Annotated in this window: 22 protein-coding genes; 6 read left to right on the top strand and 16 right to left on the bottom strand. The window is 65.6% G+C overall.

What is annotated here, in order from left to right; all coding sequences use genetic code 11:
- The gene (locus tag IU459_RS01995) at window positions 1-765 is read right to left on the bottom strand and encodes a crotonase/enoyl-CoA hydratase family protein (RefSeq protein ID WP_195127672.1); all 765 of its coding nucleotides are present in this window, start codon (window positions 763-765) and stop codon (window positions 1-3) included.
- Between the two features lie 195 nt (window positions 766-960).
- On the opposite strand from IU459_RS01995, the gene IU459_RS01990 reads away from it, so the two are divergent.
- From IU459_RS01990 to IU459_RS01980, 3 genes are all read left to right on the top strand, one after another.
- On the top strand, window positions 961-1,704 hold the full coding sequence (locus IU459_RS01990; RefSeq protein WP_440446454.1) for a crotonase/enoyl-CoA hydratase family protein: 744 nt from the start codon (window positions 961-963) through the stop codon (window positions 1,702-1,704).
- A 177-nt stretch (window positions 1,705-1,881) separates the two neighbouring features.
- On the top strand, window positions 1,882-2,988 hold the full coding sequence (locus IU459_RS01985; protein WP_195127670.1) for a DUF4185 domain-containing protein: 1,107 nt from the start codon (window positions 1,882-1,884) through the stop codon (window positions 2,986-2,988).
- 245 nt (window positions 2,989-3,233) lie between these two features.
- On the top strand, window positions 3,234-3,923 hold the full coding sequence (locus IU459_RS01980; RefSeq protein WP_195127669.1) for a class I SAM-dependent methyltransferase: 690 nt from the start codon (window positions 3,234-3,236) through the stop codon (window positions 3,921-3,923).
- A 114-nt stretch (window positions 3,924-4,037) separates the two neighbouring features.
- On the opposite strand, the gene IU459_RS01975 is transcribed toward IU459_RS01980, so the two are convergent.
- The gene (locus IU459_RS01975) at window positions 4,038-4,628 is read right to left on the bottom strand and encodes an alpha/beta hydrolase family protein (RefSeq protein WP_195127668.1); all 591 of its coding nucleotides are present in this window, start codon (window positions 4,626-4,628) and stop codon (window positions 4,038-4,040) included.
- A 271-nt stretch (window positions 4,629-4,899) separates the two neighbouring features.
- Between IU459_RS01975 and IU459_RS01970 the strand changes: the two genes are divergently transcribed.
- From IU459_RS01970 to IU459_RS01960, 3 genes are all read left to right on the top strand, one after another.
- Window positions 4,900-6,735: an acyl-CoA dehydrogenase gene (locus IU459_RS01970; RefSeq protein WP_195127667.1), complete on the top strand. Its 1,836-nt coding sequence runs from the start codon at window positions 4,900-4,902 to the stop codon at window positions 6,733-6,735.
- 200 nt (window positions 6,736-6,935) lie between these two features.
- Window positions 6,936-7,685, top strand: coding sequence for a helix-turn-helix domain-containing protein (locus tag IU459_RS01965; RefSeq protein ID WP_195127666.1), 750 nt, complete (start codon window positions 6,936-6,938; stop codon window positions 7,683-7,685).
- Between the two features lie 68 nt (window positions 7,686-7,753).
- The gene (locus tag IU459_RS01960; protein ID WP_195127665.1) at window positions 7,754-8,839 is read left to right on the top strand and encodes a DUF4185 domain-containing protein; all 1,086 of its coding nucleotides are present in this window, start codon (window positions 7,754-7,756) and stop codon (window positions 8,837-8,839) included.
- Between the two features lie 409 nt (window positions 8,840-9,248).
- Here the strand turns inward: IU459_RS01960 and IU459_RS01955 are convergent, their stop codons facing one another.
- The 14 genes from IU459_RS01955 to IU459_RS01890 form a co-directional block, all read right to left on the bottom strand.
- Window positions 9,249-10,478, bottom strand: a complete 1,230-nt coding sequence (locus IU459_RS01955) for a helix-turn-helix domain-containing protein (RefSeq protein WP_195127664.1) — start codon at window positions 10,476-10,478, stop codon at window positions 9,249-9,251.
- Between the two features lie 424 nt (window positions 10,479-10,902).
- Window positions 10,903-11,073, bottom strand: coding sequence for a hypothetical protein (locus IU459_RS01950; protein ID WP_195127663.1), 171 nt, complete (start codon window positions 11,071-11,073; stop codon window positions 10,903-10,905).
- A gap of 349 nt (window positions 11,074-11,422) precedes the next feature.
- Window positions 11,423-11,845 carry a hypothetical protein gene (locus IU459_RS01945; RefSeq protein ID WP_195127662.1) on the bottom strand — a complete coding sequence of 141 codons (423 nt, stop codon included), beginning with the start codon at window positions 11,843-11,845 and terminating at the stop codon, window positions 11,423-11,425.
- 12 nt (window positions 11,846-11,857) lie between these two features.
- A complete protein-coding gene (locus tag IU459_RS01940; protein WP_195127661.1) occupies window positions 11,858-14,128 on the bottom strand; it encodes a hypothetical protein in 2,271 nt (756 codons plus the stop codon).
- A gap of 902 nt (window positions 14,129-15,030) precedes the next feature.
- Window positions 15,031-15,330 (bottom strand): hypothetical protein, encoded by a 300-nt coding sequence (locus tag IU459_RS01935; RefSeq protein WP_195127660.1) that lies wholly within the window; start codon window positions 15,328-15,330, stop codon window positions 15,031-15,033.
- Complete coding sequence (locus tag IU459_RS01930) at window positions 15,327-15,539, bottom strand: hypothetical protein (protein WP_195127659.1); 213 nt, start codon at window positions 15,537-15,539, stop codon at window positions 15,327-15,329. Before IU459_RS01930 ends, IU459_RS01935 begins: the two co-directional genes overlap by 4 nt.
- Window positions 15,539-16,312: a peptidoglycan recognition protein family protein gene (locus tag IU459_RS01925; RefSeq protein WP_195127658.1), complete on the bottom strand. Its 774-nt coding sequence runs from the start codon at window positions 16,310-16,312 to the stop codon at window positions 15,539-15,541. Before IU459_RS01925 ends, IU459_RS01930 begins: the two co-directional genes overlap by 1 nt.
- Window positions 16,313-16,375: 63 nt before the next feature.
- Window positions 16,376-16,816 carry a hypothetical protein gene (locus IU459_RS01920; protein ID WP_195127657.1) on the bottom strand — a complete coding sequence of 147 codons (441 nt, stop codon included), beginning with the start codon at window positions 16,814-16,816 and terminating at the stop codon, window positions 16,376-16,378.
- Between the two features lie 71 nt (window positions 16,817-16,887).
- Complete coding sequence (locus IU459_RS01915; protein WP_195127656.1) at window positions 16,888-17,319, bottom strand: hypothetical protein; 432 nt, start codon at window positions 17,317-17,319, stop codon at window positions 16,888-16,890.
- A complete protein-coding gene (locus tag IU459_RS01910; protein WP_195127655.1) occupies window positions 17,319-17,576 on the bottom strand; it encodes a hypothetical protein in 258 nt (85 codons plus the stop codon). Before IU459_RS01910 ends, IU459_RS01915 begins: the two co-directional genes overlap by 1 nt.
- Window positions 17,576-18,862, bottom strand: a complete 1,287-nt coding sequence (locus IU459_RS01905; RefSeq protein ID WP_195127654.1) for a hypothetical protein — start codon at window positions 18,860-18,862, stop codon at window positions 17,576-17,578. Before IU459_RS01905 ends, IU459_RS01910 begins: the two co-directional genes overlap by 1 nt.
- A 94-nt stretch (window positions 18,863-18,956) precedes the next feature.
- Complete coding sequence (locus IU459_RS01900) at window positions 18,957-20,006, bottom strand: hypothetical protein (protein ID WP_195127653.1); 1,050 nt, start codon at window positions 20,004-20,006, stop codon at window positions 18,957-18,959.
- Window positions 20,007-20,008: 2 nt separating this feature from the next.
- Window positions 20,009-21,085, bottom strand: coding sequence for a hypothetical protein (locus IU459_RS01895; protein ID WP_195127652.1), 1,077 nt, complete (start codon window positions 21,083-21,085; stop codon window positions 20,009-20,011).
- A 6-nt stretch (window positions 21,086-21,091) separates the two neighbouring features.
- Window positions 21,092-22,132: a hypothetical protein gene (locus IU459_RS01890; protein WP_195127651.1), complete on the bottom strand. Its 1,041-nt coding sequence runs from the start codon at window positions 22,130-22,132 to the stop codon at window positions 21,092-21,094.
- Between the last annotated feature and the right edge of the window lie 4 nt (window positions 22,133-22,136).

The raw sequence follows: 22,136 nt of genomic DNA, 5'->3' as shown, positions 1-22,136 counted from the left end.
TCAGCGGCCCTGCCATTGGGGCTCGCGCTTCTGCGCGAACGCCAGCGCACCCTCGGCAGCGTCCTTGGAGAACAGTGCGGGCAACGCGATCTCGCCTTGCTTCGCGAACGCCTCCGCGACCGGCCAATCCGGTGACTCGTCGATGATCCGCTTGCTCGCCGCCACCGCGAGCGGGGCGGCCGCGGCGATCTCGGCCGCCAGCTCCAGCGCTGCGGACAGCGCGGCACCGGGCTCGGTGACCCGGTTGACCAAGCCGAGCTGGTAGAGCCGCTCGGCGCCGACTCGTCCGCCGGTGAGCGCCAATTCCGCGGCCATGCTGCGCGGCAGCCGCTGGGTCAACCGCAGCACACCACCGCCCGCGGCGACCAGACCGCGCTTGACTTCCGGGATGCCGAACTGCGCGTCTCGGGCGGCGACGATGAGATCGCCGGACAAAGCCAGCTCGAAACCACCGGCCAGCGCGAAGCCCTCGACGGCCGAGATCATTGGCTTCGCCGGTGGTTTCGCCGTGATGCCGAGCGGACCGCGGTGCTGGGTGATGGGCATCTCGCCCTTCGAGGCGGCGACGAGATCCATTCCGGCGCTGAAGGTTCCGCCCGCACCGGTGAGTACGAGCACGCGTGCGGCGGCATCGGCTTCGAACTCGTCGACGGCGACCTCGATGGCTTGCGCGGTGATCAGGTTGATCGCGTTACGCGCCTCGGGACGGTTGACCGTCAGCACGGTGATCGCATCGCGCCGTTCGACACCTACCAGGTCGGTCATCGGGCGCTCCTCTCGGTGAGCAGGGTGAACGGGTCCGCGGCGAGATCGCCGACCGCACGGAGGAGGCGGCTGCCGCGGTGGCGCCGGCATCCGACACCCGGACCAGTATGCGGGCTCCCGAGGGCGCCGACGCGCTCACCACGACGACTTCCAGCCGAACTGACTCGTGAGTAAGATTCGAGAATGGGCACCACCATCGCGCTGCGATTCGACAACGACCGCGCCTACGTCACGCTCGACCGGCCCGACAAGCACAACGGCCTGACCATCGACATGATTAGCGAACTGATTGCTAGCGCGAAATCAGTGGCTCGCCGCCCGGGCGTACGCGTGGTAATCCTGTCCGGCAACGGACCCAGCTTCAGCAGCGGAATGGACATCGCGGCGGCTTCCAGCGATCCATTGGCAATCGTGCGGAACTTCGTGCCGCTGCCCGGGCGCGGCACGAACGCCTTCCAGGAAGCGTGCTGGGCGTGGCGTCGCCTGCCGGTCCCGGTGATCGCGGCGGTGCACGGACGCTGCTACGGCGGCGGACTCCAGCTCGCGCTCGCCGCCGACGTCCGTTTCGCCACCCCTGACGCGGAGTTCTCCGTGATGGAAGCCAAGCACGGCCTCGTCCCCGATATGACCGGCGCGGCGACGCTATCCCGGCTGGTAGGCGTGGATAAGGCGCTCCTGCTGACGATGACCGCGAACACCGTGGACGCCGCCTACGCGGCGAAGATCGGCTTGGTCACCGAGGTGGCGGCCGACCCGGTCGCCGAGGCGGAGAAACTGGCCGGCCAGATCGCGGCCCGGCCGCAGCACGCCGTCGCGGCCGCCAAGCGGCTGTTCGATAAGACCTGGCACGCCGCGCCGCGGCGCACCTTCGCCGTCGAGCGCGCCACCCAACTCCCGCTGATCCTGCGGAAGGCAGTCAGCAATCTAACAGCAAGGTAGCTGAACGCTAACCAGTCTGAGACGGAAGCCCCGTGTCCGCCGGTTCCGCTGCTACCATTTGCACGATTTGCCAGCCAGTCCAACTAGCGGTGCGAGGCACACTGCGAAGGAGTCTGTGTATCGCGGGACGTCTGTGTTTCGCATCGCTCCCGGCACGAAACCGGAGGGCTCACAGACTTGATCAAGACCGCATGCTTGCTGCTCTCGGCGCTGGCGGGTGTATCGGCCTTGCTCTGCCCAGCGGCTACCCCCGCCATCGCCAATCCGAACGCCATCAACCCGATTCCGGTGCTCAACGGCACGACCGGACTGCCCAATCTGGTCGGCCGCGCCAGGGCGGTCTTCCAAGTGACGGGTATGGCCAGTCCGAACAACACCCAGAACTACAACGTGCTCGGGACCGATCTGGGCATCATGTGGGACAACGGGCACGGCGAAATGCTCACCGCGTTCGGCGACACCGCCGGTTTCGGTTTCCCGAATCTGCTCGCGGGCAGCATGTGGGCCTGGCGCAGCAATATCCTCCTCCGCAGCCATACCACCAATCCGGCCGAGGGCATCTATTTCGACAGCGTGGTCCGCGACGTGTTCGGCCAGGCACGTGACCTGATCCCGAGCCCGAAGATTCCCTTCCTGGAGATCAGCCGCATTCCCACCGCGGGCATCTCGGTCGACGGGGTGCAGTACATGAGCTTGATGTCGGTGCGGAGCTGGGACGATGTCGGACGATGGAGCACCAACTTCTCCGGGCTGGCCGTCTCCGGCGACAACGGCGAGACCTGGGCCGAATTACCGGAAACCCGGCGCCCGAACGAGGGCGGGAACGCCAACTTCCAGATGAACGCGTTTCTCGCCGATGGCGGATACATCTACGAATACGGCACCCCGTCCGGGCGCAACCACACCGCCCACGTGGCTCGCGTCCGGGCGCGGGACATCGCCGATCTCAGCGAATACGAATACTGGGACGGAAACGGTTGGCGTAAGAACGACGTGAATGCCGCGGCACCCATCATGTGGGGCGTCGGCGAGCTGTCGGTGATGTACAACTCCTATCTCGGGCAGTTCATTTCGCTCACCACCGACCCGTTCAATTCCGTGGTGATGCGCCGCGCACCCTCTCCGGTCGGCCCCTGGAGCGAACCGGAAGTGCTGATCGACACGCGCGAATTGCCCAGTGCCTACGCGCCATCGATCTTTCCGTACCAGACGGGCCGCGATCTGTACTTCCTCACGACCGTGCACAGCCAATACAACGTCGTGCTGATGCGCACCACGCTGTAACTCGCGACGTGCCGATCCGACGCGGCTCGACCTCAACAGGACCGGTTCGTCACCGCCGGAGAGGGCGACCCGGAAACAGTGCTCGCCGGTGCATGGCGCCCGCGGCGGGCCGAGGAATCGGTGGCGGCGCTGCGTTGGATTCGCGCGTACAACCTGGCCCATCCGGACGACCCTGATTCGCCGCGCCCGGATGTACCTACTGGCAACCTTGCGAACCCCCGATCGCGGATCAATAGACTCACGATATGGATGCGGCCGATTGGGACGAGCGCTACGCGCAAACGGAATTGGTCTGGGGCGCACCGCCGAACAACACCGTGGTGGAACACGTCTACGGATTGGAACGGCGGACGCCGCTGCAGCCCGCCACACCCGACGGTGAGCCACCTGAGTTCCCCCGCGCACTCGATTTGGCGTGCGGAGAGGGTCGCAACGCCCTCTGGCTGGCCACGCACGGCTGGCAGGTACATGCCGTCGACTACTCCCAGGTGGGCATCGACAAAGGACGCACCGTGGCGTCCCGGCTGTCCCGCTCGGTCCGCGGTCGCATCACCTGGCAGTGCGCCGACGTCACAGACTTGGACTCGGCGGGTATCACCGGGCCGTTCGAGCTGGTGCTGATGGTTTTCCTGCACCTGCCCCCCGAGCACCGCCGCGCGGTGGTTCGCAAGGCGGCCGGCCTGCTCGCTCCCGAAGGCACCCTGCTCGTCCTCGGCCACGACACCACCAACCTCACCGACGGCTGCGGCGGGCCACAGGACCCAGCCATCCTCTTCACCCCGGACGACATCGTCGCCGACCTCGGCCCGGTGATCGCCGCCCACGGCATTCGCGTGCGCATCGCCGACCGCGTGTACCGGCCCACCGAAACCCGTGATGCCATCGACGCCCTGGTCATCGCCACTCGCCCGGCCGAGTATGCGTCGGCCGAGTGAGACACGCGAGCAAGACGCCCACCGAACCTGCCTGACGAGCACCCGGACCGCGTGATCAGGGGCTGGGCACACGGTTGACGAGCGCGCTCACCCACAGCGCCGAGAGCCCGGGGTTCAGGACCAGCGCTCCAACCACGGGGTGACGGTCTCCGCGATCAGATCGAATCCGGCGCGGAACGAGTGCGGCTGTCCGGGAATGATCCGCACTTCGGCGGCATCGGCGGGGTCGGGAATGCCGAACGGGTCATTGGCTCCATTGACGACCACCACCTCGATGTCGCCGGGGGCGAGCAGCTCATCCCGGCGAGAGTTCTCCGGCTTGCCCGGCGGATGCAGCGGAAACGAGAGCGCGAGAATGCCGCGAGCCCGGGCCGCGACGGCGGTTCGGCAGGCTACCCGCGCCCCATTGCTGCGCCCGCCCTGGATCAGCGGAATGCGCTTGCGGCCGCGTAGCCGAGCGACAATCTCCAGCCACGCCTCGTCCTGCTTGACCGCCGAGCCGGGCGCCCGGCGCCCGGCGACCCGATAGGGCTGCACCACCCGCGCCACGGCGCCACCCAGACGCAGCGCCGAATCACGCACCGCGAGGAGGTCCTTCGTGTCCACCCCGCCGCCCGCACCATGCGTGAGCAGCAGCAGGAACGCGGGCCTGCGGGGCTGCTCGAGCTCGACCTCGGCCGGTCCGGCACTCGTCTCGATGCGCATCGCGCTCATTTTCGCACCCGGGGACGCTGCGCGTTCGCTGCGCCTGGCGGCTTCCGTCGCACGGCGCGCCGACGACGCGCCCATCAAACGCTGTAAAACGCATCACACTGCCTGCTCAGCTCTTTGCGTCCTCATTACCGACCGGTAATATGGCGCATAAGTTACCCGCGAGTAGCATGCGGAAAACCGGCACGACTACCCGGTGGAGCGAACAACGGGCGGGAACGGCACCAACCGACCGCACCAACTCAACGGAGAGTGAGTACTGACAATGGGTCACTACAAGAGCAACGTCCGCGACCTGGAGTTCAACCTCTTCGAGGTTCTGGGCCTTGGTTCCATCCTGGACAGCGGCGCCTACGGCGACCTCGATGCGGACACCGTCAAGGAGATGCTCAACGAAGTACGCCGCCTTGCCGAGGGCCCGCTCGGTGAGTCCTTCGCCGACGCCGACCGCAACCCGCCGGTCTTCGACCCCGCGACCCACACGGTCACGCTGCCCGAATCCTTCAAGAAGAGCTACCGGACGCTGCAGGACGGCGGCTGGGACAAGCTGGGCGTCGCCGAGGAGCTCGGCGGCCTGCCGATCCCGCGCGCGGCCTACTGGGCCATCGCGGAACTGCTGCTGGGCTCGCAGCCGGCCGCCTTCATGTACGCCGCGGGTCCTGGCTTCGCGAACATCTTCTACAACAACGCCACCGAAGAGCAGAAGGGCTGGGCGACCATCGCCGCCGAGCAGGGCTGGGGCGCCACCATGGTGCTCACCGAGCCCGACGCCGGTTCCGACGTGGGCGCAGGCCGCACCAAGGCGGTCCAGCAGGAGGACGGCTCCTGGCACATCGAGGGCGTGAAGCGCTTCATCACCTCCGCCGACGCCGACGACCTGTTCCCGAACATCATGCACCTGGTGCTGGCTCGCCCCGAGGGCGCGGGACCGGGCACCAAGGGCCTGTCGCTGTTCTTCGTGCCGAAGTTCCACTTCGACCACCAGACCGGCGAGCTCGGTGAGCGCAACGGCGTCTTCGTCACCAACGTCGAGCACAAGATGGGCCTGAAGGTCTCGGCCACCTGTGAGGTCACCTTCGGCGGCCACGGCATCCCCGCCAAGGGCTGGCTGGTCGGCGAGGTGCACAACGGCATCGCGCAGATGTTCGATGTCATCGAGCACGCCCGCATGATGGTGGGCACCAAGGCCATCGCGACCCTGTCGACCGGCTACCTGAACGCGCGCGACTACGCCAAGGAGCGTGTGCAGGGCGCCGACCTGACCCAGATGACCGACAAGGCCGCGCCTCGCGTGGCCATCACCCGCCATCCGGACGTGCGGCGCTCGCTGGCCATGCAGAAGGCGTACGCCGAGGGCCTGCGCGCGGTGTACCTGTACACCGCGGCGCACCAGAACGCCGATGTGGCGCAGCATGTTTCCGGTGCGGACGCCGACCTGGCCGCCCGCGTCAACGACCTGCTGCTGCCGATCGTCAAGGGCGTCGGTTCCGAGCGGGCCTACCAGTACCTGACCGAGTCGCTGCAGACCCTGGGTGGTTCCGGCTTCCTGCAGGACTATCCGATCGAGCAGTACATCCGGGACGCGAAGATCGACTCGCTGTACGAGGGCACCACCGCGATCCAGGCGCAGGACTTCTTCTTCCGCAAGATCGCCCGCGACCGCGGCGTCGCGCTGGCCCACGTGGCCGGCCAGGTGCAGAAGTTCATCGAGTCCGAGGCGGGCAACGGCCGCCTCAAGGGCGAGCGCAAGCTGCTGGCCACCGCGCTGGAGGACGTCCAGGCCATGGCCGCCACGCTCACCGGCCACCTGATGGGCGCCCAGGAGCAGCCGAGCGAGCTGTACAAGGTCGGCCTCGGTTCGGTGCGCTTCCTGCTCTCGGTGGGTGACCTGCTCATCGGCTGGCAGCTGCTGCGTCAGGCCGAGATCGCCATCGCCGCGCTCGACAACGGCGCGACCGGCGCCGACCAGGCGTTCTACCACGGCAAGATCGCTGTCGCGCAGTTCTTCGCGCGCAACGTCCTGCCGGAGCTGACCGCCACCCGCGCCGTGCTGTCCACCCTGGACAACGACATCATGGAGCTGGACGAAGCGGCGTTCTGACGCATCTTCATAACAGGCACACGACAAAACGGCCCGGAGATCATCTCCGGGCCGTTTGTCGTCTAGGTTGTCGATTCGTGACGTCCGATCAGCGCTCGACGCCGATGCTCTCCGGTAGATTGCGTGCTCCCGGGAGGCGGCAGGAACCTCCCGACTCCCACAGTTCGGCGCGGAAGGTGTCGGCAGAGGTGCCCGAGGTGATGCGCAACGCGACTGGCATCGGCGCTTATTTGCGCGAACGACGACTCGCCGCTGGCTTGGCGCCCGCGCATCTGGCCGAACGAGCCGGGCTCGCCGAGCCGGTGCTGGACCGAGTCGAAACGGGTGCGATTACGCCGAGTTACCCCCTGCTCGAACGGCTTTTCGACGCGCTCGAAGTGCCGACCTGGTACCGCAGGCACATTGTCGTGCTGACCTTGCCGAACTTCTTCGAGGCCGCCTACGGACCGGGACCGGGGGTGCCGACTCCCGACGACCTGGACGACCTGGACAGCCTGCCCGATCCGGCCTGCTATCAGCGAATGCCGACGCAGGATCTGGTCGCGGCGAACTCCGCCTACGAACGGACCTTTCCGGGGGCCGCGGCTCGATCGAACATGCTGGAGTGGATGTTTCTGGACTCGGCCGCCAAACGGGTGATCGTGGAGTGGGCCGTCGAAGCGCACCTGTTGGTCGACGCGTTTCGCATGCTGTCCCCGCTCGCGCCGCGCGAGCGCGTCGAGGAGATCGCCGAGCGCTGCCGCCGCTCCCCCGACTGGGACCGCATGTGGACCAGCGAAGTGCGCTCCGCAAACATCCCGCGCGGCAGGCTGCTGGTGCGCGACCTCGCCACGCGCCGGGTACGCACCATGAGCATGCGCGTCTACAGCCCTGAACTTCCCGAACGGCCTTGGTGGCTTTACCGACTGGTAACCATCGGCCGAACCCGTGGCGCGCGTGCGCCGATGTAAGCGACATCGGGGCCGCGAACAGGCACAATGAGCGAGCACACTGCGTCCCAGAAGAAGGGAATTGCCGGATGACTCGCTCGCTGTCCGCACTCGCCGGTGCTGGTGCGCTCGCCGCGGTCCTCACCCTCGCCGCCGCCGCGCCGGCCGGGGCCGATCCCAACAACGTCATACCGATCCCGGCCCTCAACGGCATCCACGGACTGCCGAACCTGCCCGGCCCGACCAAGGCCGTCTTCCAGGTGACCGGCATGGACAGCCCGAACCGCACGCAGAATTTCAACGTGCTCGGCACCGATCTCGGCATCATGTGGGACGACGGCAACGGCCGCATGATCACCGCGTTCGGCGACAGCGCGGGACTCGGCTTCCCCAATCTGCTGGCGGGCAGCATCTGGGCCTGGACCAGTAACGTGCTCTTCCGCAGCTCGACACACGACCCCGCCAACGGCATCCTCTTCGAGGACGTGGTGCCGAACCCCCTGCCCAGCCCGAAGATCCCCGGCATCGAGATCAGTCTGATTCCCACGGCGGGCATCTCGGTGGGCGGTGTGCAGTACATGAGCCTGATGTCGGTCCGGGAATGGGGCGACCACGGCAAGTGGCACACCAATTTCTCCACGCTGGCCGCCTCGCACGACGGCGGCACCACGTGGACGCCGCTCACGCACACCCGCCGCGCCAACGTCGACGGTCACGAGAACTTTCAGCAGAACGCCTTCCTGAAGGCCGGCGGCTACATCTACCGGTACGGCACCCCCGCCGGGCGCAATAATCCCGGATTCGTCTCCCGCGCAAAAGAATCCGATATCGCCAATATCGACGCCTATGAATACTGGGACGGCAAAGCGTGGAAGCCCGGCGACGCCAAGACCGCGGCGCCCATCCTGGGCGGCGTGGCCGAACTATCGGTGATGTGGAACGACTACCTCGGTCAGTTCGTCATGCTGACCACCGATCCGTTCAACAGCGTCGTCATGCGTACCGCGGCCGCCCCCGAAGGACCATGGAGCGAACCCAGGGTCCTCATCGAGGCCCGCGCCCTTCCCACCGCGTACGCACCGATGATCTTCCCGTACCAAACCGGCCGCGACCTCTATTTCCTGGTCACCCAGCACACCCAGTACAACGTTCTGTTGATGCGAACACCCTTGTGACGGTGCCCCGATACGGCGAGGTGATCCTCGCTCCTGCAACGCGAAAATCCGCCCCGTCTCATTGCGAGACGGGGCGGATTGCCTAACTGCTCTCTAGCGACGCCGGGATCTCTGTGTCATTCATCGGCGTGTGCGTCTGCGTCTTTCAGATACGCCACTATCCGTTCCAGCTCGGCAACCCCCGCCGAAAACAATCCCCAGCCATTGCTCGTATCCATTCCCCTGCGCCTCCCTGCAATCCGATTGGAAGCACCCGACGCCGAGGGCATCACCACCAGCTACAGCAGCCATAGCCGCGCTGATGCAGCCGAGAGGAGGAATCGGCGATCCACCCCCGCGTCGGGGCCGAGGTCGACGTTATGAGCTGGGCCACAAGGGATTTGTCCTCGAAGGGCAGGGGGAGACGAGGTCAGTTCCCCGGCGCGAGATCGGGCGCAATTCCGAGACGCCAGGCCAGGCCGCGCAGATTCCGGCCGCCCGCATCCCGGCGAGCGATGCGAAGTTGGCCGGCCACAGCCTCCCGGACAAAAAGATCGCTGCGAATACGTTGGGGAGCAATATCTTCAGCCTTGAGAAGAAGATCAAGCCCGGCGTTCCGATGCTTCGGATCGGCGAGCATTACGCGACCAGCCTCGGCGTAGAAGCCTGCGAGTCGGGCCGCATCGGGTATGGATTCGATGGCCAGTCCCCGCACAGCTTCTACGGCCTTGGGGCCGTCGCCCAGTTCTATGCCGATAGAGGAGCGCCAGATTCCGACGTTGACGCGGCCGAACCACATGCGCCCGAACTCACCCACGTCCTTGTCCATCCGACCGGCGACGGCCGCCGCTTCGCCGAGGTGAGTATCGGCGGTGGCCCGATCGGTTTGAACCGCGGCAGCAAGCGCCGCCGACAGGTGCAACATCCCGTACGCCTGAAGAACGTTTTGGTCGTTCAAACTGCTAGTCAGCTCATCCGCCAACGTGACTGCGCGACTGTATTGCTGTGGGCGGGACAGTGAACCGGTGGCATTGCCTCGCATCCACATAGCCGCTCCCCGCCAGGCAGGCGAGTCGAGCTCCTCCGCACAGGTTTGGGCAGCTCTGGCGGCAAGTAGTGGTAGCCCCCGAACGCCCAGGCGCTTCGCCATCACCATCATCGCGAAGTAGCAGCCAATCATTCCTCTAAGGACCTGCTGACGAAGGTCGGGTTGCCGGACATACATGGCGTGCAGTTCCATGAGTAGGGCAGGAGATTGGTTACCAATCTCCTGGTACCCGGCTACGGCCCGAAGTTGCTCCAGTCGAGCGAGGTCCGCCTGAACCGTCGGCCATTCCCGGATCTGCGTGCCAGGGTCCTCCCCGAGTTGGCACACGTCGAGCGCTTCTTCCACCGCAACCACGCCCGCGTAGGCTTCCGTTCCAGGGCCATCGGGTATTTCCCATGGTCGACCAGTGAACTCGGATGGTGCTACTTGCAGCGCCCGCGCCAGCGCCTCGAGGGTGGCGCGATTCGATAGCGGTTGCTCCCCGCGCTCGAGGCGGCCGAGGTACCCGAAGCTGATACCAGCCAGACCCGCGACGACCTCGAGGCTTTGCCCACGCCAGGCTCGGATCTCGCGCAGCCTGCGCCCGACTTCATTCGGTGGAACGTCGTTCATCGCGTACTCCTCCGCCGATGGCTACCACTGGCGACGGTACCCCGTTGATTTCGGTCATACGATGAAAAAGGTCGCCCCTAACCTCAACCGCGCGAGTTCCTCGGCTACCGGCACCGCCGATGCCACCGCACGTTCCAGCCACGGCGTGAGATGTGTGATCGCCCGGGAAATCGTCGGCTGCGAGGTCTCGTACTGTTCGGCGAGCTCGGCCTGAGTTCGGTTGTGCCGCAGAGGTCAGTGTCACGCAGATCGAGGTGAACAGCCCCAGCGACGGCGGAGCGCCGATCAGCTCACCGGCGTCAGCGCAGAACTGCTCTACCAGCTCGGTCAACTCGACGATCTCTTCCCGGCAGAACCCGGCCGAGTGCACAGCCCACGACGAGAGTCCTGGCCAGCCCGCCGAACATGCCAGCGCCGGTCGCGGCTACCAAGGCCCCCACGGGGCATTGAACTTCTCTTTATCTTCGTCGGACAAATGGGAATCCTTGTACTTCTCCAGGTCCCGCTTGTATTGCTCGACGGCTTCCACGGCTCTGGCCTTCTCTTCCTCGATAACCTCTTCGAATTCGAATTGTTCCTCCGCTTCACTGTTCATCGAGCTTCCTCAGTTCGTCAATTCACATTTCAGACATCTGAATCCCGCCCCTTCGGGGAAGCGATCACTCAGGAGGAAGCGAAAGCGGCGTGGCTGAATCTTCGTTGCGCCACCACAAAGTATGGTGTCCATACATGATGTCCTTGGCCCAGAAGTCTTCCGGCTCAGAGCCGATCACATGTCAGGCCCAGTTATGACTCGACCATCGAAGTGATAGTTTATCCGAGCTATGGCTTCGCTTTCGGATATGCCGAAAATGTCCACCATTTCATCCACTACGCCCATGAAAAAGTTTTCGGATTTGTCATCGGTTTCAAATGTGAAGCGATACATGTGAACGTTCTTCGAGCTAAAGCCCTCCGACCTCCTCCGCAACGGCCAGTATCCGAGCAAGCTCCGGCGGCGAATATCGGCGCAAGTCTTCATAGACTATGTCCATAGGCGAGATAGCGCGTTCCACTCCATCACGCCCAGCAACTAGAAGAACATAATTAGGTCCGCGCTCATCGGTGATGAGATCCCATTTTGCCCGGTACTCGACGATGAAAACCTGAGCCACATAGGCTGCCAAGATAGTGTGCAACCATATCCAATCACCTTCGTCCATGTTCGAATAATCCTGAGCGGCGACAAACTCGTCCAAAATGGAAAGGAATGCTACCGGATCCGTCTCCAGATCGATGTCATCCACCCCCAGGGCATCGAGAAGTCCGCGCAGCGCTTCACGCCGCCCGCGCTCCCATTCGGCAATACTGATTTCCTTCGAGTCCATTTCTCTCCGTCGCTATAGATGCCAGACGAAAGTAATGTCAGCACGAATCAGTTCAGCGCGCAACTCCGGACTCGGTCCAGCCCACATGAATTCCCACAAGGGACGGAAACCAGGGTCAGCCTTACGAAGCGCCACATCTTTTGCGATCTGATTCTTGATGTGATCACTCAAGGGGACTTCGAACTCCCGCGTCACCCACTGACCGGGTGCTACTTCTACGCGCCGGTAACGCTGATACATCTTTACTTCCAGCGCGATGACGCCCCCGTCCGGAAGGTCTATCGGTACATCAACTTTCCTGACTGTATCCTGCTCGATCGGAAAGTTCTTGTCGCTGTTCTTGGGTACCTTATATGCGCGCTCAGGCCCTCCACCGGTCCGCTCCCTGGCGTTGACTTCGCCCTGCGTCCATCTTTGCACACGGTCCCGGATATTTCTGATCTGCCGGATGGACTTGGTCGCCCTTCCCGGTTCGAGAGCTGGCTGGTACGGCCGCGGTGACCATGGACGTCCTCCGCTCCCAAGCGAACTTGAATGAACTCGGATGCCCTCCGGCGTCACCAATTCGCCGTGGGGGTTCGATAGGACCTCCCAAGTCTGTCGCGCGGCTACAACTACCGAAGCGCCCATTTGCTCGATCCCTGCCCAAACCTGGCGAGGAGCGCGTCTCAACGCTTCGAAACCGTTCACCGCAAAACTCGGTACCCATGCGGGTGTCCGACCGGAGAGGTTGGTAAGCGTGGTCGGTTCAGTAGGTCTCGTCCTCGAAGTGCGTGCAGTTGCACCGGGGTTTCGAGGCGACATGAGGTCGCTGTGAAAGACAAATTCCTCCGACCAGCGAGTTGTCAGCGCAGTCGGGGGTGTAGGCGTGAACACGTCGGTTCCGCGTCCGACAACGGCTTTGGGGATCCTCGGAACCCTGGTCGGGACGAACCACGAGACGATGCCGAAGGTCGCGTTACCGAGGACCGCGCCCGGGCTGTCGGAAATGCCGGTCCAGTCGGTGCCGATGAGGAGCTTGGACTCCTCGTTGGCGGCGGCGAGGAAGCTCGGCCGGATGTTGGCGAGTGTTTCGGCGAGGCCCTGGTTGCCGGTGCGGTACATGGTCAGCTCGCGCGCGGAGACCAGGTGGAAGTAGCGGGTGGCGTGGTGGAAGGACCGCAAGCCCTGCTCGAGCCCGGTGAGTACTTCGTCTCGCGTGGCGAGGCGCGGGTTGTAGCCGAGCACCTGGCCGGCCATGTTGATGTAGCTGTTGATCCCGGTCAGCCCGCCGATGCCTTCGGCAGCGCCTCCGGCGGCGCGGAGGAACGCAGACGTTGCTTCCTCTCCCAGCCAGGCTTGGACAGAGCGGTCGCCCATTCTGTTGTAGCGCTTGACTTCCTGGCCCGATCCGTCGTACTCGACCACCTCGTAGCCGTCGTAGTACAAGCGCATTCCACCGTTGGGCAGGTAGGTGAGACGGCCTCTGCGCCGGTCGCGCTCGTCGCGGAATGTGTATTCGAGCTCGCCGTTCTTGCCCGGTTTCCCTTCGATCAACAAGCCGCTGTCGCGCGAAAGCGAGGACAGCAGTTCATTGCCTGGGCCGAACGTCAATGAGTTCACGATTCGTCCGGACGAATCGATCGTCTCGTTCTTCGTGTTGTTCCCGTCCTGGTAGACGAAACTTCGCTGCTGCGTGACGGGGTCGTACCGGCGCCTGGCGGGGTTTCCGTTGTCGTCGACGTACACGTCCCAGCGGCGATCGAGTTCGTCTGCCCACCAGCCGTGCCCGGTGTTGTCGACCTGACCTACGAGAACGCTGTCGAGTCCGCCTGCGTCGTTCGGCACCGTTCTCGTGAACGTCGTGTTCTGGTACTGGTCGACGTGCTGGTTGTCATACAGCCCGCGCCCGTTAAGAACGCCGACGTCGGTACCGAGATAGTCGCCATCCGCGCCGTAGGACGGGGTATAGATCCTGCTGAGGTCCGCTTCGGCCGTGAACTCGCGGCTCGGCGCTCCCGATGTCGAGGTTCCGGGGCGGAAGCTCTGGAAATACCAGTCACCGTCCGCTGTCGGTCTTTCCGCATACGAGGAATTGCCGTCGGCATCGTCGTGCCAGTGCTTCAGTCCGCCCAGTTCATTGCGGACGATTCGCCACCGATCGACCGTGCCGTTGGGGTTCTGAATCTCGAGATCGACCGTGTTCCCGCCGTTTCCCTCGGGAATGGTGTATTTGACGGGACGTTCGTCCAGCGTCGTCCCGGTCCAGGTATCGCCTGGAGCGTGCCCAGTAGTGTCGGGCATGTCCAGCAAGGTGGAACCTGGAGCGGGCGCGGGAGCCGTGGCGGGCGGCTGCGCGACGGGTGGGGGCGTCGCAGGTTTGTCCTGCTTCGGTGCCACGGGTACAGCGGGGATTCCTTCTTCGTCCCGCATCGGCCGGTGCGGTACCGGCCGCCAGGCTCACCGACCCCGGTCGGATCGGACGGCTTCCCCACCGGTCTGACGACCGGAATCGACTGACTGCTAAAGGCGATCGAGCTGGCGCGGACTGGAGCGGCGGTACCGACGGTGTCGGCCGTCAGCGTCAGGTTTCTTGCGGCATCGATTCGCTCCAGCTTCCGCGCGGCGCTGGCCGGTGTCATCCCGTGGTAATCGAAGGTCCTCGGATTCTCAGCGGTGTCGGACCCGCCATCGCGGCGAGAGAGACACTCCTGAACCAGATTGCGCGGTCACCGACCCACGAAAGGTTCTGTTCCACAATCGGACGCACCACAATGACACCTCATAGAAATCGATAGCATTCGCGTCGGCTACCGCCTTTTCCGCAGCGGCCGCGTTCTAGATGAAATCGCCCATTCCGCATTCGAATACGGCCTGCGACCGCGAGTCGACCAACGCGGGCAAGGGCGACTGCCGCATTGACGCGCAGACACCCCAAAGGCGCGGGCAGGACTGCGGCGACGCGGGGATGAACCTCTTGGGCAGCCGATCGATAAACTGCCTGGGAATCACCGCATTCGGCATGCGATCGAGAACCGCGCTGCCGTTGGCGCCGTGACCGGCCGCGTTGGTGCGGCGAGCCGAACGGATACGATGCCGTTGCGCCACCGATCGAATTGCGCCACGATCGAATACGGAACACAGGACAGCTCTGCCTGCAATCGGATCTAATGACGGCTATTGCCGCGCGGGGCGAAAGGACCTTGTCAGATTTCTTCCTGCAAGGATTCAGGTACCTTGTACCGCGCCTCCGGAGGTTCCTGGCCAGGCACATGGATGCGCAGGAAGCCGCGCAGTTCGTCGATGTGCTGCCGGAGTGCCCGAATCAAGCGAATCGCGTCGCGGAAGCGCCGTTTGTCGTCCAGCGCTTGATTTTCCAGTGTTTCGACCCGCGCGCGCAGTTTGGCGACCTCGCGCGCCTGCCATGCGGTGACCGTGCCGATGACAGAGGCAAGTGCCATCCCGGCGGCTTGCACGAGCTCAGGGCTGAGCCACGAAGCCGTCATTCGTCGCTCGCTGTCCGATCGGCGATCGGCGTGACCGCAGGTCGGATGAGCAGACCGGCTATCACCGGGGTGAGCAGGCCGTAGATGGCGAGCACGGATTCGATCCACGCCGTGTCGACTTCACGGCCGAGCACGAAGGCGATGACGCCTGTTACGGTGACCAGCACCGAGCGGACGAGGGCGGGTTCGGGAAGGCTGCTGATCCGCATCACTGTGCACTGTCTCGAGCCGCGAGCAGCTGGTCGAGCTTGAGCTCGAGCGCCTTCAAACGCTGTTCGGTACGGTAGTCCGAGGCATCGGAGTTCAGCACATACCCGGCCAACGTGTCGCGGTATTCCGAGTCGGCGACCCGCGATGGGAAATCGTAGGTCAGCTCGTAGTGCACGCGACGCAGCATGTCCAGCAGCTCACGCTGCTCCATGTCGGAAAGTGCCATCAGCACACCGCCTTTCAATCGTTCCGCGACATCAGCGCGGAACATGTCCATATCCATGGCGCCGGGATCCCACTTGCCTTGTTTGGGCCCGGCCCATTCCTTGTGTCCGATCACCCGATCGGCACCGTGGCCGAGTTTGCGCAGGATCGCGGCGCAGCAGCCGACGTACGCGTCGTACTGCTCGCGCGACCACCCCTCGGTGCCGTTGTTCGCGGCTTCTATGCCGATCGTGTGATAGTTCGCGTTGTCCTCCGGCAGGCCCGGCCATCGCCCGCGCCCCGCATGCCAGGACACGCCCGCGGCGACGACCGTCACGGTCCCGTCCTTCGCCAGGTGCAGTTGCGACAGCGGCCCCTCCAAATGGGCGAATCCGTAGGCGATTTCGGAAGCCGGGGTATGTGAACCGCCGGTGTGGTGGGCGACGATGCCCCAGATCTCGCCGAAGTCGCCGTGGCCGCGTTCGCGCCATCCGGGAAACTCCACGACTCGCAGACCCTCGTCACGAAGCACGTCTGCGAGCCAGACCGGATCTCCGGTCCATGTCATGGTTGTCCTGCCTTTCGCCGCACGGCCGAGCACCATGGGCTCGTGAGCCACGCGGCATTGTGTTCATGTGGGATCGAAGGACAGATGGGTTCCTGCACCGGTCTGCACGGTGGCATTCGCGAAAAGGTCGCTATTGGTCATACGGACCCAGACCCGGTCACCGGCAACGAGCGTCAGTGGTGTGCCGGGAAGCGTCAGCGACGACGTCTGCGTGACGAACACGGCCGAGGCGGCCTGGGCATCGTTCTTCATGACCATGACGCTCAACTGGCTGCTGGTCGCCCAGCTCTGGGTCAGTTCGATCCGGCCGTGCACGACCACAGGGCCGGGGCCGTCGGCGATCAGTTCGCTGCCGGTGACGACCGTCTGGGTGTAGCCGGTACGCGGCGTCCACCCGGTGATCTTCTGATTCGTGGTGTTGCCGGCAATGGACTGGACGCCGCTCTTGTTCATACCCATGGGGCTTACGACCACAGGCGGGGCGCCGAATATGAGAAACGGCATCGCACTCTCCCTTCCCGAAACGGTGCGGCCAGGCCGTTGCCCCGGCCGTTTGGACACGCGCGGTGTGCAGGTCAGCTGATCCGCACGTAGGTGCCCGAACCGGCGGTGATGCTGGCCTGCCAACCGGCACCATTGACGTCGTGCGTTGTCTCGACCGTCACCAGATCGTCCACCGAGACGGAGACGTTCGCGCTCACAGTCATCGTTCCGGCCGTACCGGTGGCGACCGGCCCTGTCGCCACAACCACGTTGTTGACCAGTAATCGCGCTTGATGGTTCCCACTCATTGCCGCCCCCGAGAAGGGCAGCACAGCCGAGACATTCGCGGCGGCACTGCCCTGCGCGCGCAACCCGTTGTCGGAAACGGTGGAGCCCGGGTAGGCCGGGTCCGCGGTCCAACCGGCGACGACAGTCCACTGATTGGCGCCGCCCATGCTCGACGCGGCGCTTTTGGTCATCGCGGATGGCGTGAACCCGTTGGCGTTGACAATCACATGCGGCATCACCCGCTCACTTCCCCGGCAACCGGTCGTGCGCTATCCGCCGCGACCGGCTCCGTGAGTTGATCCGGCTCCGCCGACGGCTCTGGCTCAGCGGGCTGCTCCGGCCCTGCGGGCTCCGGCTCTGTCGGCACCTCCTCGGGCGTCGTCGCACCGGGATATCCCGCCTCCGCGGTCGCCCAACCCGGGACCTCGCCTTCGGGCGGCGGCGGTTCCTGCGGCGGCTGGAAGAACGGTCCGCCCATCTGCAAGCCCGGCATCAGAGGGTCACCCCCTTCAGTGCGGCCTGCAAGCCACGGCCCGCCGGGTTGTCCGCCGTCGTGACGTGCACCGTGAGCCGGTCGCCCGCCGCGAAGTTCCAGTCGCCGGTCACGGTGGTGTCGAGCGCATGGTTGGCGGCCGCGATGGTGGCGGCGGTGCCGGTGATGGCCGAGCCGTTCTTGCGCAGTTCCACCACGAGGTTGCCGGTGCCGGCGGTCTCGCCGCGGTAGGTCACCGAAGTGATCTTGATCGGCCGTTCGATCCGCAGGCCCTCCGGCATCGAGTTACCGGCGCCAACGGCACGCGAGCCGCTATGCGACTTGAAGGCGATGTCGTACGCCTGGCCCGCGGCCGTCGGGGTGCGAGCGTCGGACAACCGCGGATCGGTGCTCGACACGGCCGCGAGCGCGGTACGCGCTGCCGCGGCGTCAGCGGCGGTCAGCACCGATCGGCCGAGCGCCGACGAATCGGAGATCTGGTTGGCCGGATGCGTGTGCGAGGTCGGCGTGCGCGCATTGGTCAGGCGTGGATCGTCGCCCGCGACAGCGGTTGTCGCGGTGTCACCGATGGTCGGCGGGAACGTGGCCGGCTTGCCGGAGATCCCCGACCACTGCGTGGTCCCCGCCGGTCCGCGAATGACCACACCCTGGCCGTTCGGCGACCACCCGCCCGCCGCGGCGTGGTACACGTAGAGCAACCCATCGGCCTGCACCACGTACTGCGCGCCCTCGGCGGGCGAAGCGGGCAACTGCGCATAGGTCGCCACCTGACCGTCGATTTGGATGCCCGCGCCGCGCGGTCCCATGACGACGGCATCACCTGCGGAACCGGGCACCGGCGAAGCCAGCGTCAGATCGACCAGACCGGTCGAGTCGGTATCCGGATCCTCCGGGTTCGGTCCGGGAACATATTCGGGCACCGTGAAACTGAAGGACTCCATCGGCACCCGCTCGCCGTCGTAGGACAGCTCGAAGGACACCCGCCAAGTCCACGCGGACGGGTTGGTGTGGGCGCTCGGCGCCACCAGCCGAACGCCACGCTTGCCACGCCAGGTGAGGTAGCCGAACTCATCGAGCGGGCATTCGTAGTGCTTCGGCAGCTGCACATAGGTCGCCGGAGCCGGAAGTGCCTGCGAAACGAGTACTTTCGGCGCTTCGGCCGTGAACGTGACGATGCCGTTCAGCGGCAGGAATTCGGGATGGTCGCCAAGGTCGGGTCCGTCGATGACGTTGGCGAGAAAACGCCCGACGACCTTGCCGTATTTCAGAGGGGGCAGATCAGCCATGGATCAGTGCCTTTCGAACATCGGGCAGCCCAGCGGCATGCCGGATCGGGAGATACCGACGTCGTGTACGCCGGTGACGGAGAAGCGCGTTGGCTCAGAGGGGCTGCGCCTGCACGATGAGGTGCGAGTAGTTGGAGCGAACCGTGTACGTTCCCGCGCCGACCACTCGCCGTACCACCACGTAGAGGGTGACGGTCTGATTGGCGGGCACCACGGCGGCGGTCGCGCCGGGCTGCATCGGATACTCGTACACCGAGTTCAGGGTCACGTACGCCAGCGTGCTGACGGCGTATCCCCACCCGTAGCCGACGAGGTCGCCGGTGTCGGGATGGCCGATCCTGACCTCGGCATCGCAGCGTGTGCCGCTCGGCGAGCTCTGGACCACGGCGCCTTCGACGATCGGCCGCCATGCCATCGGTTGCGCCGGAATGGTGATGGCCGCGACGACTTTCGACGCTTCGGCGATATTCGTGACGTCGGCGAACTGCTTTTCGCCGATGACCCATGCGCCGCCGAGGCGTGGGTTCGGCGCAGGACGAAACTTCTGCGCTGCCGCGTCCCAGCGCAGCACGAACCCCTCGCCGAGCGAATGCTCCGCATCGAGCGCTACGTCGGCAGCGTCCTGGATACGACCTTCGGCGCCTGGGTCGCCGATGTCACCCGCCGCACCGCGCGGAAAGGTGATCTCCAGCCGCTGGTTCGGTGCGATCCCGGTGATCTGCGCGGATGCGGCGGACCCCGGTGCTCCCGCGCTCGCTGCTCCGGTGAGCTGGTTGGCCGGTCCACGCCGACCCGCCTTGCCGAACGCATTGTCGAAGGCGATGAATTCGAGGCCGGTCCAGAAGTAGACGGCGTTCTCGGAGACCACACGCCAGGCCTTACGTGCGTCGGCGGTCGTCAGTCCGAGACCGGTCAGGGCCGCCACGTCGGCGACGTCGCCCTGCCACTGCCACGGCCACGCCGCCGCGCCCTCCGGCCCGATCGGCCCTACCGACCCTTCGCGCAGCTCGGCCAACGCTTCGCGATCGACCAACTCGAGCGAATTCACCGTGTACGGCAACCCGACGGAGTCGGCGACCCCACGCATGGTGATCATCACGTCGTCGTCGAAGACGACCGGCGCATCATTCGTCTGATTTTCCATTGTCAGAGCGCCCCCACAGGTCGGGCCATGCACACGATCCGAGCGCGCGACATGGAGTAGTCGTAATTGGAACTGCCCGCATTGCGACGCAGTACCACGTACAGCGTCACCGCCTGACCGGCCGCGACCACGCCGACTGCGCTGTCCGGCGTGAGTCCGCGGGTCGCGTAGAACGGCTGGAAACGGTTGTATGAGTCAGCGCCTGTCACCATGCCGGCGCCGAGGGCGACGATGGGGCCGTCGGCGGTGCCGATGCGCACTTCCGCGTCTACACGGGTGGTGAACTGATTCCACGCCTCGGTGGTGCCGACCACCACGCCGCCCGTGACGATCGGCCGCCAGGCCACATCCTGTGCCGGAATATTCAGCTGCGCAACGGTCTTGGTAGCCGTCGCGATGTTGAGCTGCGACGCGGCGAAGCCTGCGCCGCCGTCCCAAGCCTGGCCCTCCACGATGCTCCATGGGCCACGCAAACCCGGATACGGGCGTGGCTTCCACTTCCCGATGGTGTCGTCCCATACCGGCACGGCACCGTCGGCGTGGATGCCATCGGCGTAGTCGGGGGCGTTCCGCAACGGTCCCGGACCGCCAGGATCGCCCTTGCGCCCCTGCACGCCACGGGGAACGGTCAGGTTGAGCACCAGGTCTGGTGGTTCGCCCACGACCGTCACTTGCAGTTCGGAGCCCACCGGACCGGTATCGACCGTGCCGATGCTGACGGTGCAGGTTTCGCCGTCGGGACCGTGCGCACCGAACGCCTGCGCGAACGAGTCGAATCCCCGTCCGTTCCAGTACACCAGTGTGTCGGTCGCGACCACCCGCCACGCCTTGCCTGCATGCGCTGTTGTCAGTTTGGCGGCCAACGCCGTCAGCGCCGTATGGTCGGCGATGTCGCCTTCCCAGCGAAACGGCCGTGCGGCGTCTCCCTGCTCGCCTTGCGGGCCAGGGGTTCCGGTCATCAGTTCGAGGGAGCCGTCGCTCGGCGTGCCGTGCATCGCCTGCACCACGCCTCGCGTTCCGATGCCCTCGTCGATTCCGCGGATCGCGGTCGACGCGAAGTAATCGCCTACGGTGGACATGTCACCTCATTCAATGGGTCGGGCGAACACGACCAGCGATGCTCGCGTGTTGCTGAATCCGATGTCGCCGCTACCGTTCCCGGTGCGCTCCGCCGAGACCACCAAGTTGGCGGGTTGTCCGGCGGGCACGATCGCGAAATCCGACGTGGGCGACATCGCCTTCGTGGTGCTCCCGTCTCGAAAGCACGGGAGGATCGGCAGGTACATCCAGCCACCTGAGGCCGCTGCTCCCGTCCCGACGATCGGACCCTGCGCGTGGTGCAGCCGTACCAGGAGCTCCGCACCTTGCGAGCCGTTGTTGACCGAATAGGAATAGCCGTGCCCGTACACGACCGGCCGCCAGTCGAACGGCTGCGCCGGAATCGTGAACGTGCCCGCCTCGATCCGGCTGGTAGCCGCCACCTGTTCGGCGGCGAAATCCTCCTGATACCAGGACCAGGGGCCGGTGCCGAGCGGTGTGGGCGCCGCGCGGAACTTCCGCCCTGCCCGGTGGTAGGCGAAGACCGAACCCCGGCCGGGCACGGTCGTCGAATCGTAGTCGGGCGAGGCGGTGATCGCGCCGGACGCACCCGGCGGCCCCTTCGGGCCGGGCTCACCCGCGGGCACGGTGACTTCGAGCTGCTGCTCTGCGCCCTGGCCGGTGAATTCGATGGCGGGCACGGTCAGGTTCTCCTGGTGCACCGTCGAAGTCACCGTGATGGAGTTCGCCGCGGCTATCGGGCCTCGCGGCCCGACGGCGGCCGGCGAATGCCGCCATTCGGCCCCGGTCCACACGTCCATCCCGTTGTCGTCGAGCCGGTGCCACCACTTGCCGCGGTCCTCGGGGCCGAGGCCGGAGGGGCGGGCGGCCGCGTCGGCGATCGCGCCCATCTTGCGGAACGTGGATCGCGGCCGACCACGCGGACCGGGTTCACCCGCCGGGCCAGGAGGCAGCGGCAGTGCAGCCACGTCGTCGGTGAGTGAGACTTGCGCGTTCAGCATGGGCAGACCGTCGACGTCGGTCTCCCGGAGCATGGTGATATGGGCGGGAAAAGTGATGTCCGCCATGGAT

This window comes from Nocardia amamiensis (assembly GCF_015477605.1).
In the GTDB taxonomy this organism is placed as follows: Bacteria; Actinomycetota; Actinomycetes; order Mycobacteriales; family Mycobacteriaceae; genus Nocardia; species Nocardia amamiensis_A.
Note: the sequence above shows the minus strand (reverse complement) of the source record. Positions and strands in the feature narration are given on the sequence as shown.